The 13,510-nt window shown below is 64.6% G+C and carries 15 protein-coding genes; 11 read left to right on the top strand and 4 right to left on the bottom strand.

Annotated features, from left to right (window positions below):
• Positions 1–17 precede the first annotated feature (17 nt).
• The 4 genes from BH683_RS20280 to BH683_RS20265 are packed head-to-tail and all read left to right on the top strand — an operon-like array spanning position 18 to position 2,561.
• A complete protein-coding gene (locus BH683_RS20280) occupies positions 18–611 on the top strand; it encodes a sulfite oxidase-like oxidoreductase (protein WP_084838078.1) in 594 nt (197 codons plus the stop codon).
• A complete protein-coding gene (locus tag BH683_RS20275) occupies positions 608–1,324 on the top strand; it encodes a ferredoxin reductase (RefSeq protein ID WP_281492326.1) in 717 nt (238 codons plus the stop codon). Before BH683_RS20280 ends, BH683_RS20275 begins: the two co-directional genes overlap by 4 nt.
• Positions 1,321–2,370: a beta-eliminating lyase-related protein gene (locus BH683_RS20270; RefSeq protein WP_084838076.1), complete on the top strand. Its 1,050-nt coding sequence runs from the start codon at positions 1,321–1,323 to the stop codon at positions 2,368–2,370. The genes BH683_RS20275 and BH683_RS20270 overlap by 4 nt, the downstream gene beginning before the upstream one ends.
• Entirely contained in the window at positions 2,367–2,561 is a 195-nt protein-coding gene (locus BH683_RS20265; protein ID WP_084838075.1) for a hypothetical protein, read from the top strand. The genes BH683_RS20270 and BH683_RS20265 overlap by 4 nt, the downstream gene beginning before the upstream one ends.
• 8 nt (positions 2,562–2,569) lie before the next feature.
• Here the strand turns inward: BH683_RS20265 and BH683_RS20260 are convergent, their stop codons facing one another.
• Positions 2,570–3,910 carry a TIGR01777 family oxidoreductase gene (locus tag BH683_RS20260; RefSeq protein WP_084838074.1) on the bottom strand — a complete coding sequence of 447 codons (1,341 nt, stop codon included), beginning with the start codon at positions 3,908–3,910 and terminating at the stop codon, positions 2,570–2,572.
• Positions 3,911–3,963: 53 nt separating this feature from the next.
• Positions 3,964–4,551: a TIGR03086 family metal-binding protein gene (locus tag BH683_RS20255; RefSeq protein ID WP_084838206.1), complete on the bottom strand. Its 588-nt coding sequence runs from the start codon at positions 4,549–4,551 to the stop codon at positions 3,964–3,966.
• Between the two features lie 308 nt (positions 4,552–4,859).
• Here BH683_RS20255 and BH683_RS20250 point away from each other — a divergent pair, with 308 nt between their 5' ends.
• A complete protein-coding gene (locus BH683_RS20250; RefSeq protein ID WP_084838073.1) occupies positions 4,860–5,678 on the top strand; it encodes an AraC family transcriptional regulator in 819 nt (272 codons plus the stop codon).
• 7 nt (positions 5,679–5,685) lie between these two features.
• Here BH683_RS20250 and BH683_RS20245 read toward each other — a convergent pair whose 3' ends face one another.
• Positions 5,686–6,069 (bottom strand): hypothetical protein, encoded by a 384-nt coding sequence (locus BH683_RS20245; RefSeq protein ID WP_084838072.1) that lies wholly within the window; start codon positions 6,067–6,069, stop codon positions 5,686–5,688.
• Between the two features lie 152 nt (positions 6,070–6,221).
• Between BH683_RS20245 and BH683_RS20240 the strand changes: the two genes are divergently transcribed.
• Complete coding sequence (locus BH683_RS20240; RefSeq protein ID WP_084838071.1) at positions 6,222–7,883, top strand: FAD-binding dehydrogenase; 1,662 nt, start codon at positions 6,222–6,224, stop codon at positions 7,881–7,883.
• 10 nt (positions 7,884–7,893) lie between these two features.
• On the opposite strand, the gene BH683_RS20235 is transcribed toward BH683_RS20240, so the two are convergent.
• Positions 7,894–8,949 (bottom strand): hypothetical protein, encoded by a 1,056-nt coding sequence (locus tag BH683_RS20235; protein ID WP_246833505.1) that lies wholly within the window; start codon positions 8,947–8,949, stop codon positions 7,894–7,896.
• 203 nt (positions 8,950–9,152) lie between these two features.
• Between BH683_RS20235 and BH683_RS20230 the strand changes: the two genes are divergently transcribed.
• The 5 genes from BH683_RS20230 to BH683_RS20210 all read left to right on the top strand — a co-directional run bounded on the left by BH683_RS20230 (position 9,153) and on the right by BH683_RS20210 (position 13,505).
• Positions 9,153–9,830 carry a class I SAM-dependent methyltransferase gene (locus BH683_RS20230; protein ID WP_084838069.1) on the top strand — a complete coding sequence of 226 codons (678 nt, stop codon included), beginning with the start codon at positions 9,153–9,155 and terminating at the stop codon, positions 9,828–9,830.
• A 40-nt stretch (positions 9,831–9,870) separates the two neighbouring features.
• The gene (locus tag BH683_RS20225; RefSeq protein ID WP_084838068.1) at positions 9,871–10,329 is read left to right on the top strand and encodes a cupin domain-containing protein; all 459 of its coding nucleotides are present in this window, start codon (positions 9,871–9,873) and stop codon (positions 10,327–10,329) included.
• 66 nt (positions 10,330–10,395) lie between these two features.
• The gene (locus BH683_RS20220) at positions 10,396–11,214 is read left to right on the top strand and encodes an SDR family oxidoreductase (RefSeq protein ID WP_084838205.1); all 819 of its coding nucleotides are present in this window, start codon (positions 10,396–10,398) and stop codon (positions 11,212–11,214) included.
• Positions 11,215–11,253: 39 nt separating this feature from the next.
• On the top strand, positions 11,254–12,477 hold the full coding sequence (locus BH683_RS20215) for an acyl-CoA dehydrogenase family protein (protein WP_084838067.1): 1,224 nt from the start codon (positions 11,254–11,256) through the stop codon (positions 12,475–12,477).
• Entirely contained in the window at positions 12,474–13,505 is a 1,032-nt protein-coding gene (locus tag BH683_RS20210) for a phosphotransferase family protein (RefSeq protein ID WP_084838066.1), read from the top strand. Before BH683_RS20215 ends, BH683_RS20210 begins: the two co-directional genes overlap by 4 nt.
• Positions 13,506–13,510 lie beyond the last annotated feature (5 nt).

Genomic DNA, 13,510 nt, shown 5'->3' with positions numbered 1-13,510 from the left:
CAGAGCACACTGAAGCAATGGCGATCATCAACAAAGGGTTCGGCGCCCGACGCCGGCAACAGAACGAGCGGATCCCACCAGGGCAATACCTCACCAACGACTTCCCTGTCTTGTCTGCCGGGCCGACCCCGTCGATACCACTGTCGGAGTGGACGTTCGAGATCGAAGCCCCGGGTGAGCAAACCCGCAGCTGGACCTGGGATGAGTTCATGTCCCTGCCGCAAGAGGACATCACGGTCGATATCCACTGCGTGACGGCCTGGTCGAAGCTCGACACCACCTGGCGTGGCGTGTCGCTGGACGTGCTGCTCGGAGATGATGTGGACCCCGACGGGTTCGTGATGGCGCATTCCTACGGTGGGTACACCACGAACGTCCCGCTCGAAGACGTGCTCGACGGTAAGGCCTGGATCGCGCACACCTTCGACGGTGAGCCCCTCGATCCCGAGCACGGCGGACCGGCCCGACTACTCATCCCGCACCTGTACTTCTGGAAGTCGGCCAAGTGGGTCGACAACCTCCGGGTGATGGACTCCGATGTGCCAGGATTCTGGGAGACCAACGGCTACCACAATCACGGTGACCCCTGGAAAGAGGAACGATATTGGTGAACGGGTGGCGGCCGGCCACGGTCGTTGCGGCGTCGATGGAGACGCCGACCGCACGGACTCTGCATCTGCGGGTACCCGAGCGCGGCAGCGTGCTCCCGGGCCAACACATCGACATCCGGCTGACCGCCGAGGACGGCTATCAGGCTGTCCGGTCGTATTCGGTTGCCGCAGCAGGGGGCGACGACCTGCTCGAGACGACCATCGAGGAACTCGCAGACGGGGAGGTGTCCCCATATCTGATCAACGACCTCGAAGTCGGTGACCAGGTGGAGATCCGTGGACCCATCGGTCGGTGGTTCACCTGGCACGCCTCCGACCCCGCACCGGTACAACTGATCGCAGGCGGTTCCGGAGTGGTACCGCTGATGTCGATGATCCGAGCCCGCGAGAGCAGCGGATCGAAGGCGCCGTTCCGGTTGCTCTACTCCCTCCGAACCCCCGAGACCCGTTACTACGCTGCCGAATTGGACAGGCTCGAAGACACGCACCGGTTGCAGGTCGACTATCTCTACACTCGGCAGGCCCCGCCGGGATCTTCGAGGCCCGCCGGCAGACCCGATGCGGCCGAGTTCGCCGAACGGGTGATCCCGCTCGCCGAGAAACCCGAGATCAGGGTGTGTGGACCGACGGCGTTCGTCGAGCAGTACGCGCAGTGGCTGGTCGATCTCGGCTATCCGACAGCGACGATTCGGACCGAGAGGTTCGGGGGATGACGTTGCACGACTCGTCGTGGCGTGCATTCGCCTCCGACAACTACGCAGGGATGTTGCCCGAAGTGCTCGCGGCACTGGGCGAAGCCAACGGGGGCCACCAGTCGTCGTACGGCGAGGATGTCTACACCGACGCCCTTCGTGAGGTGATCCGAGACGAGTTCGGCGCGCGCGCCGAGATCTTTCCGGTGTTCAACGGCACCGCCGCGAACGTGGTGTCGCTGACGTCGATGATGCCGCGCTGGGGCGCGGCCATCGTGGCCGAGTCGGCGCATGTCCAGAACGACGAGGGTGGCGCGCCGGAACGGGTGAGCGGTCTCAAGCTGATGACCGTTCCTGCCTCCGGTGGCAAGCTCACCTCGGAGTCCATCGCGACGCAGGCCTGGGGGTGGGGCGACGTGCAACGCGCGCAACCCTTGGCGGTCAGCATCACCCAGGCCACCGAACTCGGCACCGTGTACACCGCGGACGAGATCAGATCGATCTGCGACTACGCGCACGCCCATCAGATGACCGTGCATGTCGATGGCGCCAGGCTCTGGAATGCTGCTGCTGCGCTGAACATGTCGTTCGGCGAGTTCACGTCTGCCGTGGGGGTGGATGTGGTGAGTCTGGGCGGCACCAAAGCCGGTGCGTTGGGGGCCGAAGCGGTGGTCGTCCTCAACCCTGACCTGGCGGACGGGATGGTGTACCTGCGGAAGCTGAGCATGCAGCTGGCGAGCAAGATGAGGTTCATCTCGGCGCAGCTGCTGGCGTTGTTCTCCGGTGGTGTCGGTATCGCCGCAGCGGCGCACGCGAATTCGATGGCATCACGCCTGCGTTCGCAACTCGAAGGTGCTCCGGGCCTGTCGTTCACCCACCCGACAGACGCGAATGCAGTGTTCGCGACCCTGGATCCGGTTGTGGCGGCACGGGTCCGCGACACCTGGAAGTTCTACACCTGGAACGAGTTCACCGGTGAGGTGCGGTGGATGTGTTCCTTTGACACGACCGAGTCCGACGTAGACGGACTGGCCTCCACGATTCGGACCGAACTCATAGGAGGATGAGCAGGCGATGCTGGCCAAGAGTAGCTATCCGCAGGAGTCTCGGCGCCGACAACACGATCAAGCTCAAGCCGGAAACCTCGGTTCTCGGCCTGCAGGTCGGGGACGAGATCACGCTGACAGCATCCGATTTCACCCGGCTCGCGGATGCCTACTTCGACGAGATGGACGTCCGGTTCGGGGCGAAGGCGTAACGGCCGAGTCAGGCCTTGTCGGGGTCGCCACCGAGCTGATGACGTAGCGCCTGGCCGACATCGGGCATCCGGAACCGATGCCCGAGCTCGGCCAACCGCTCGGGGACCACATGCTGGCTCGCCAGCGCGAGTTCTTGTGCGCCCTGTGAACCGAGGATGAGCTGCGGACCCAGCGACGGCACCGGGACGATCGCCGGCCGGTGCACGGCAGATGCCAGAGCCGCGGTGTACTCGTTGTTGCGCACCGGGTTCGGCGCCACGGCGTTGATCGGTCCGACGACCCGTTCGTCGACGATGGCGCGGTAGTAGATGTCGATCAGGTCATCGATCCCGATCCACGGGAGCCACTGCTGCCCGTCGCCGAGTCGACCGCCCAACCCCACCGTGAACAACGGGCGCATCAGCCTAAGCGTCCCACCGGCCGCGGCCTGGACGATGCCCGTGCGCACCTGCACCGCGCGGCCGCCGTCTGCGGCCGTGGCAGCAGCTTCCCAGTCCACGACGACATCAGCGAGGAAACCATCACCTCGCGAGGAACTCTCGTCGAGAACTTCGTCGCCGCGGTCGTATCCGTAGAAACCGACGGCAGAGGCGCTGATGAACGCCGGAGCGGGATCTGACGCGGCCGCCACGCGTGCCAGCGCCGCGGTCGGTTCGATACGGCTTTCACGGACTGCTTTTTTGTGGTCATCGGTGAAACGCCCCGCGATCGACTCACCCGCGAGATGAACCACTGCGTCCACTCCGTCGAACAGGTCCGCGGCAGGGTTGTCAGGATCCCACCGACGTTCATCCGGGCCCTGTGGATCGCGCCGGACCAGGGCGATCACCCGATGGCCTCCGGTGCTCAGCAGAGCGCTCAGGGGAGCGCCGACCAGCCCCGACGACCCGGTGATGGCGACGGTCAGCGGAGCCGCTCGCAGCGATTTCGCCCAGGCATGGGTCGCGAGATCATCAGCGAGCTGGCGGTGCCGGTAGCGGAACATCGAGCGCAGTAGAGCTGCCGGAACAGGGGTGTTCACCGTATCGGTGACGCGCGTCGAGCCGGTGTCGACCTCGGAGAACCCGTGATGGTGCGTCCAGGTCACGATGGTTCGCAGTGGCCACGAGTCGAGTTTGTCCACGAACTGGTTCGGCGGGTGGAACCGGGAGGCCTGATGTTTGGCCTCCCACTTGAGTCCGCCCGGAAACGCCAGAATCGCCGTCCCGTCTTCGAGTGAGTCGGCTTCCTGCACCAGCGATGGTGGCCCCCAGGGGGGTGCGAGGCGAGTGAATGCGCCAGGCCGACCGTGCCAGGCAAACACCTCGTCGATGGGGGCGGGGACGATGCTCGAATGCGTGATACCCATGAGCCCACGCTACGCAGGTGCGGCGGGCCAGGCTGGGCTCGAGGGTTCAGAGCTCACGTCCAGTACGGATCACGGCCCAACAGTCCGAGGGTGCGGTCCTGAAGTGGCGCGTCGGCCGGCACCTCGACGATGGGTCCGAATACGACGATTCCGGGTCCGAACGCACCTGGTTGGCGCATGATGTCCGGGATCTGTTGCGCCCCTTGCCACTGATTCTCGAGCTCGTCAGCGTCGATCGAGTAGTCGAGTCCCAGGGCACGGGCAAGATCCCAGGCATGGATCACCAGATCGGCGCTTGCCACCGCATCGACATGGGCCGCGAACGTCGACGGGCCCATCGGGGTCTGGACGGCGAGCTCTGCAACTGTAGGGTCCAAGAGCGCCCGCTCGAGGTCGGCGCGGGCGCTGGTGAACGCTTCGAGCGCGTTCTCGTGCACCGGTGGCGCCGACGTGAGTGAGAGGTCGGTGGAGGCGAACATGGCAGCGTGCATGTCCACTGCGTGTTGTACGACATCAGCTGCCGTCCAGTCGGGGCAGGGGGACGGGGCCGACCAGCGGCCGGGGGCTGCAGCCGCGATGACGTCTGCAAAACGATCGGCTCGGCGCACGTATCTGGCGAGTATTTCTTGATCGTGAGACATCGGCGCCACCTCCGGTCGGCCAGTGCCCGAGTTTACTTCGCGGATCAGCGATCCGGCGCCGATATCGAGCAACCGAGGCGATCCGGTGCGCGCCGAGTGAATGGGGCTCAGAGCCGTCCTGTCGGCGCGGAACCAGGCCATACTGGGGATTCGGGCCATACTGGGTTTCGGGCCAAAGTGGGATTCGGGTTCAGCCACCAGCAGAGGGCCATCCACGAGCCGTGCTCGCGCCCGAATGGCTCTCTCGTAGAACGAGATTGCTCCAGCGGTGGGACAAGGAAAACGAACGGCGCCAGGGAGGAAAAGTCATGAAGCGACCCGCTGCTCCCCGAGGTGAACTGCGGCCCGACCGCGGCGGGGTCAGGCTGACCAGGGTGCCGTTGCCGCCGGGCGATCTGCTCCGGCACGTCTGGTTCGCGCAGTGGGATCTCGATACTCCTGCTCTGCAGCCCGTGCTCGAGCACCCCGGTGGGAATGTGGTCGTCGAACCCGACCGGGCAGCGCTCTACTGCGTGAGCCAGGGGACGACCGAGCGCAAACTCGAGGCAACCGGGTGGGCAGCGGGTGTGTTGTTGCGACCGGCAGCGATCACCATCATGACCGGGCGCTCGATGACGAGTGGTTCGCGAACAGGGCCTGCGCTACCGATCGGGGAACCGCTGCCCATCCCGTGCGATGGTGGGTTGAGTACGCGGATCCGCGAGGTCATGACGGCGGAGAAGACACCGAGCGGCGAATCATTCGACACGGTGGCCGACCTCTTCGACCGCTGGAGCCGGCAGTGGACCGTCGATGATGAGGGTGTGCTGATCAATCAGATCGTCGATGCCGTCGAGAACGAGAACGGTCCTCGCCGGGTCGGCGACCTGGCCGCCTCGGTCAACATGTCGACGAGAGCGCTTCAGCGTCTCACGATCCACCGGACGGGCCTCAGCCCGAAATGGCTGATCCAGCGCCGCCGGCTACAAGACGCGGCGCTGGCGTTGCGTCGCGGAGATTCGTCGATAGCCGATGTCGCCGCGCAGTTGGGGTACGCAGATCAGGCCCACCTGGCCCGTGAGTTCAAAGCCGTCATCGGACAGACGCCGTCGGAGTATGTCGGCGCCGTGAGGTCCATGGACCACTGACACCGGGTCAGGCCCGACGGCCGATTCCGAGAAACCCGCGCAACATGTGCTCCGCGGACGACACAGGTGCGATCACTCGTTCGGCGAGATCCACGATCGCCTCGACACGGCCCACGATCTTCTCGAGGCGCTCGACGACACCGATCATCGTGGTCACCGTCGTATCGACGCGGGTCAGGGTCGCCGAGAAATCGTCGAGGGCCGACCCGAAACTGTCCAGGGTGGTGTCGAAACCGCCCAGCGCCCTGTCGAAGTCGGTGAGTGCACTGCCCAGATCGCTCATGATCGTATCGAGCTGTCCGACAGTGATGTCTGCGTTCATCGCTGCCTGTGCGAGCTTACGGAAACGTTGTCGTTCCGCGCCGTCCTCGCCGTTGTCCTTGGTCACCACGGACCCAGTATCAGCCCGGGCGTCGGCCACTGCCTCCTGAATCGGCAAACACCTGTAGTCGGATGTGATTCGTGGCCTGTTCCCTATGCTCGTGCTGGAGACGGAGCTCGACCGGACGTACGAACCCGATGACAGTGAGGAAGAGGAACATCATGACCGAGCAGGTGGATGTGATCGTTGTCGGTGGTGGTCTCGCCGGATTGGTGGCCGCGCACGAGTTGGTCAAAGCCGGACGGCGGGTGGCGATCCTCGAACAGGAAAACGAGCAGAACCTCGGTGGTCAGGCGTTCTGGTCCCTCGGAGGGCTGTTTCTCGTCGACACCCCGGAGCAGCGCAGGCTCGGCATCAAGGATTCGGTGGAGCTGGCCAGGCAGGATTGGTTCTCCTCTGCCGGGTTCGATCGCGACCGTGAGGATCACTGGCCTCGCCAGTGGGCCGAGGCGTACGTGAACTTTGCGGCCGGCGAGAAGAGGGCGTACCTGAACGATCTGGGTTTGAAGGTGATGGCCACCGTCGGGTGGGCCGAACGCGGCGCCGGGGCTGCCGGTGGTCATGGGAATTCTGTCCCCCGTTTCCACATCACGTGGGGGACCGGACCCGAGGTGGTTCGGGTGTTCCGCGAACCTGTGCTCGAAGGCGCCGCCAGAGGTCTGGTGAGCTTTCACTACCGGCATCAGGTCGACGACATCATCGTCGAGAACGGCGCCGCGGTGGGCGTGCGTGGCACGGTGCTGGCGCCCGCCACGCAGCGGCGCGGCGCGGAATCGACGCGGGAGGCGGCCGGCGAGTTCGAGTTGCGAGCGCAGGCGGTGGTCATCACGGCCGGCGGAATCGGTGGAAATCTCGAGCTGATCAAGAAGAATTGGCCCACCGAGCGTCTCGGTCCGGCCCCGGCCCACATGATCAGCGGGGTACCCGCACACGTCGACGGACGGATGCTGGGTATCACCGAAAGTGCGGGCGGCAACATCGTGAACCGGGATCGGATGTGGCACTACACCGAAGGCATCAAGAACTGGGATCCGATCTGGCCGAACCACGCCATTCGCATCATCCCCGGACCCTCGTCGCTGTGGCTGGATGCGACCGGCAAACGGCTTCCGGTGCCCAACTTCCCGGGATTCGACTCGCTGGGAACGCTCGGGACCATCACCAGGGGCGGTCACGATTTCACGTGGTTCATCCTCACGCAGGCGATCATCGAGAAGGAGTTCGCGCTGTCCGGGTCAGAGCAGAACCCCGACTTCACCGGCAAGGACGTCAAGCTGCTGCTGCAGCGGGTGAAGAAGGGCGCCACCGGCCCGGTGGAGGCGTTCAAGTCACACGGTGTCGACTTCGTCGTCCGTGACAATCTGCGTGATCTGGTCGCCGGGATGAACGAGATCACGACTGGACCGACGCTCGACTTCGAACAGATCGAAGCAGAGGTCGTGGCCCGTGATCGGCAACTGGAGAACAAATACACCAAGGACCTGCAGATCATGGCGATCCGCAATGCACGGAATTATCTGAGTGACAAGATCATCCGCGTGGCGAAGCCGCACCGCCTGCAGGATCCGAAATACGGTCCGATGATCGCGGTGCGATTGCATCTGGTGACCAGGAAGACGCTGGGTGGGCTCGAGACCAATCTCGACTCCCAGGTGATCCGGGCCGACGGAAGCGCATTCGACGGCCTGTACGCGGCGGGGGAGATCGCGGGCTTCGGCGGGGGCGGAGTGCACGGGTACAACGCTCTCGAGGGGACATTCCTCGGCGGCTGCATCTTCTCGGGCCGCGCTGCGGGCCGGGCGTTGGCCCGCGACCTCGGATGAGCGTTCGCGTTCAGTGAGTCGGGGCCGGCGCGGGCGCCTTCGCCTCGGCTTCGTGTGCTGCCTCCGCGGCGATCGCTTCGGCATGCGCCCGCGGCCGGGCCTCGCGGATCCGTACATCGATCTGATAAGAGATGATTGCGAGCGCGAACAACCCGACCGTGAGGTTGAGAAGCGCTCCGAATCCCTCGGTGGCGAAGTCGACAAGGGCGTTGAGCAGGGCGAACGTCAGGGCCCCGTACCGCAGAAATTGTAATGGCCAGATCTTGGCGGTGCGTGTGCGCGCGATCATCGCAGGCAGTGAAAACGCGAGCGTGATGGCGGCGCTGGCGACCAAGATATAGGCCGCCACTCCCGCCCCTGCCAGTTCGACCTGGAGGTTGTCGTCCGCGTAGTAAGGATTGTCGAGCCAGATGCCGATGACACCGGACACCAACGCGGCGAGGGAGATGACGACCAGGGACCAGCCGACGATCGGTAGCCAGCGGGGGCTGCGAAAGAAGGATGGGATGAGCCGAGGTGCCCACTGCTGCAATGCGTACAACCGTGCAGACGCCGAGGGTGCACCGATGAGCAGACTCCGTACGTGCTGCGCGGTCTCGGGATCGGCGCCCTTTTCTTCTGCGCGTTCGACCAGGCGCAAACCGAGTTCGCGACGGTGTGGTTGTAGGCCCCGCGCGACCCCGTCCGCAGCCATGGCGGCGGCGGTGGCGAGCTCCTCGTGGGCGCTCAGTGGCCGGATCTCCCGCATGATTCTGCCCAGGATCAACACGACCACGACCAGCACATACATGATCTCGGCCGAGGGGCCGTAGAAGTAGTCGTTGTCCTTGGTCACGAACTTGCCGACCTCGTCGAGGAAGAGTCCAAAACCGATGCCGCCGAACACAACACAAAATAGCCGGGCGCCGTATCCGAGCATCCACCAACTCACCAGCAACGCCAGCATCATGAGTGCGCCGCCGTACAGGGCGTGTGCGATGTGTAGTGAGCCTCCACCCACCTGCGGATAGTCCGTCGCCCACAGATAGCCCCTGGTCACGAGGATGGTGGCGATCGCGATGATCATGAAGGCTTCTGCCGAACTGGTGCCGATCGCATTTCGGGTGAACGGCCCGAGTCTGGGCGGTCGGGTGCCGGACGGTCTCACATCGCTCCTAGACGCAGGCGGAGCTGGCGCTCCACGGTGAATGAAGTGTACTTGGGACCAGTGTCTCGAATCACCGCTTCTCCCCGGACATCGTCGCAGACACACGCAGAGAAGGGATCACCATGGGCAGCCGGTTCGACGCAGACTTCTGGGACCGGCGGTATCGCGGCAGCGATCGGGTGTGGAGCGGACTTCCCACTGCCCTGCTCCGTTCGGAGGCAACAGGTCTGCCCGCCGGGCATGCGGCGGAACTGGGATGCGGAGAAGGCGCCGACGCGATCTGGCTGGCGCAACAGGGCTGGAAGGTCGATGCCGTGGATTTCTCGGCGGTCGCGTTGACTCGGGTGTCCGAGTACGCCGCGCAGGCCGGTCCAGAGATCGCAGCACGTATCACCACCATCGAGGCCGACCTCTCCGAGTGGACGCCGTCCCCGGATCACTACGACCTCGTGTGCGCTCAATTCCTGCACGTTCCCGCAGACCTGCGGGCGACGCTGGTGCACAGGGCTGCGGCGTCCGTACTGCCAGGTGGGCACCTGTTGCTGATCGGCCACGACCGTTCAGACCTGCAGACCGGTGTGTCGAGGCCAGGGCATCCCGGTCTCTACTTCACCGGCGAGGAGATCATCGCGCAGGTCGACGCGGCGGCCTGGTCGATGGAAACCAATCGGGTAGTCGCTCGCCGCGGCGTCGACACATCGGGTACGCCCACCACGATTCACGATGTCGTGGTTCGGCTTCAGCGACGCCGGTCAGTCGTACCGGGAAAGTCCGGACCGACGGTAACGCCCTTTCGTTGAACATCCTGTGAGCTGCGACGTTGCGGGATACCCTCTGCCAATGAAGAGAATCCTGAGTGCTGTCGGGGCTGTCGTCGCACTATCGGCCGGACTACTGCTCCCGGCGACCGCACAGGCTACGCCCGGTGAAGGAATCAGCGGAGTGACGTTGCTGGACATCGAGATCCCCGCCGAATTGCTGCCGTTCATTCCTGACGGGGCTCACGTGGTGGCGAAGCAGATCACGATCGCCCCTGGTGGCACCACCGGCTGGCACTACCACGACGGCCCGGTGCTCGGGATCGTCCAAGCGGGGACGCTGACGCATCCGGGGTCGGACTGCAAACCGGTCATCTTCGACACCGGTGCGTTCATCAACGAACCGAGCGGTAAGTCGAATACCCACGTCGGTCGCAACCTCGGCAAGGAGCCGGTAATCCTGGACGTGGTGTACCTCGAACCGATCGGCGCGCCGCTCTTCGAGGACGTCACGCCGGCACCACCGTGTGACAAGACGTAGCCGTCCGGGGAAGTCGTTTCGCCACCTCGAACCGCAGGTGCGGACCGACCCCCTAACATCGATGTGGTGCAGATCGCAGAGAAAGTCGCCGTAGTCACCGGAGGGGGAGCCGGTATCGGCGCCGCCCTCGCCCACGCACTCTCCGAAGCGGGTGCCTCCGTAGTGGTCGCCGACCTCGATGCCGAATCGGCGGCTTCGGTAGCCGCGCAGATCTCGGCGGCAGGATCTACCAGAGCTCTGTCGTTCGGGGGCGATGTCTCGGATCCCGAAGTGCTGGAGGAGATCATCGGTCGCGCCGAAGCCGAGCTCGGGCCTGTCGACATCTTCTTCGCCAATGCCGGAACCACCGCAGGACTCGGCCTCGACACCCCCGATTCCCAATGGGACATCGCTCTGGGTGTCAATGTGCTGGCGCATGTGCGTGCTGCCCGGATCCTGGTTCCGAAGTGGGTCGAGCGCGGGGGCGGGTACTTCGTGTCGACCGCATCCGCCGCGGGTTTGCTCACCCAGATCGGGTCCGCTACGTATTCGGTCTCCAAACATGCGGCAGTCGGGTTCGCTGAATGGCTGTCGGTGACGTACGGAGACCAAGGGGTGGCCGTGAGTTGCCTGTGCCCGATGGGCGTCGAGACCAAGCTCCTCAGATCTGGCTTCCAGACCGATCAACCGGGCGCGTCCGTCGCCGCGAGCGCGGTGACGAGCGCAGGCGCCGTGTTGAGTCCGGCCGAGGTCGCGACCGCCGTCCTCGCCGCGATGGAGGAGGAGAAGTTCTTGATTCTCCCGCACCCGGAGGTGCTCGACTTCTACCGTAACAAGGGTTCGGACTACGACCGATGGATAGGTGGGATGCGCCGCTACCAAAGACACTTGATGTCGAACCCGTGATCACCGCTCTTTCGTTCAACTGAAAGCTGGTTATTGTCAATGGATTTCGCTTACTCGCCCCGCTGTCTCGAGTTTCAGGATCGTCTTCTCGACTTCATGGACGCCCACGTCTACCCGGCGGAGGCCACCTATGCCCAGCAGATGGCGGAATCGGGTGACCCGCACTTCGACCCACCGATCATCGAAGAACTGAAGGCCGAAGCGAAGTCCAGAGGCCTGTGGAATCTCTTCCACCCCGACCCGCAGTACGGAGCGGGCCTGACGAACTCCGAGTACGCGCCACTGGCCGAGATCATGGGCCGCAGCGCCGGTTTGGCGCCTGAGGCCACCAACTGCTCTGCCCCCGACACCGGGAACATGGAGGTGTTCTCGCTGTTCGGGACCGATGAGCACAAGGAACGCTTTCTGCAGCCACTGTTGGACGGGACCATTCGGTCGGCATTTGCGATGACCGAACCTGATGTCGCCAGTTCCGACGCGACGAACATCCAGATGTCCATGGTCCGCGACGGCGACGACTGGGTACTCAACGGTCGAAAGTGGTGGACGTCAGGCGCTTTGCATCCCAATTGCGCGGTGCTCATCGTGATGGGCAAAACCGATCCGGACGCGGCCGCTCATGCACAGCAGTCGATGATGGTCGTTCCGATCGACGCGCCCGGCGTGCAGTTGATCCGCAACCTTCCCGTCTTCGGCTACCAGGATCGCGAAGGGCATGCGGAGGTGGTGTTCGAGAATGTGCGTGTCCCGGACGCCGACGTCCTTGCCGGTGCAGGTGCCGGTTTCATGATCGGGCAGGCCAGGCTCGGTCCCGGCCGCATCCATCACTGTATGCGCGCGATCGGGATGGCGGAACGGGCTCTCGAACTGCTGTGTGAGCGCGCCTCGTCGCGGGTTGCGTTCGGCAAGCCGCTGGCCGCGCAGGCCAACATCCAGGATTGGGTTGCCGAGGCCCGGATCGAGATCGAGATGACCCGATTGCTCACGCTGAAGGCAGCGTGGCTCATGGACACGGTGGGAAACAAGCAGGCGCGCACTGAGATCTCCGCGATCAAGGTCGCAGCTCCCAACATGGCGCTCAAGATCGTCGATCGTGCCATCCAGGTGCATGGAGGCGGAGGGGTGTCCGATGACTTCCCACTTGCCAGTATGTACGCGCACCTGCGCACGCTGCGCCTGGCCGATGGACCCGACGAGGTGCACAAACGCAGTATTGCCCGACAGGAACTCGGTCGGTACCGCACCACCGGAAAGTCGGCATGAACGCCCCGGTCGGGATCGACACCGAGGCGGTCACCAACTGGATCGTCGGCTCAGGGGTGTCTGCTGCACCGCCACTGTCGTTTCAGCGGATCGGTAACGGCCAATCGAACCTGACGTTCCTGGTCTCCGACGCCGACGGCAACAAGTGGGTGCTGCGTCGACCACCGCTGGGCACCTTGCTCGCCTCCGCGCACGACGTTCTACGCGAACACCGCATCATGTCCGCCCTGCAGGACACACCGGTCCCGGTACCGCGGATGATCGCCACAACGGATGATCCCGATATCACCGATGCCCCACTGGTTTTGATGAGTTTTATCGACGGCGCGGTGATCGACGACCGGGCCGTTGCCGAGACGCTGACCGAGGAGCACCGGCGACGCATCGGCCTGTCGCTGCCGAAGGCGCTCGGAACAATCCATGCGATCGATCTCGAGTCCGTCGGGCTGAACGATCTGGCCAGCCACAAACCGTACGCGGCACGATTGCTCAAACGGTGGACCGGTCAATGGGAAAAGTCGAAAACCCGAGACGTCCAGGCGGTTACGCGCGTCGCCGAAGCGCTCGCGAAGCATGCACCCGAACAGACCGAGCTGACCCTCGTGCACGGTGATTATCATCTGAGCAACGTGATCACGTCGTCCTCGGATGGCGAGGTGATCGGCGTCGTGGATTGGGAACTGTGCACCCTGGGCGACCCACTCGCCGATCTGGGCAACCTGTTGGCATTCTGGCCGCAATCCACCGATCCGGTTGCCGCGCTGTCGACCGTTCCCACGCTGCCGGGATTTCCGGCCCGAGCAGAGGTCATCGATGCCTATGCCTCGGCAACGGGACGCGACGTGAGCGCCGCGGGCTACTGGCACACCATGGGCCTGTGGCGGCTGACGATCATCGCGGAAGGCATCCTGCGGCGGTTGATGAACGACCCACGCAATGCCTCGCGCGACGGCGGACCCACCGCTGCGCTGATCGACAATTTGTCCGAGCGCACGCTCCAGGTCGGTTCAGAAGCCGGCCTGCTGTAACGAGA

The organism is Williamsia sp. 1138 (genome assembly GCF_002095435.2).
Classification (GTDB): Bacteria; Actinomycetota; Actinomycetes; order Mycobacteriales; family Mycobacteriaceae; genus Williamsia.
Note: the sequence above shows the minus strand (reverse complement) of the source record. Positions and strands in the feature narration are given on the sequence as shown.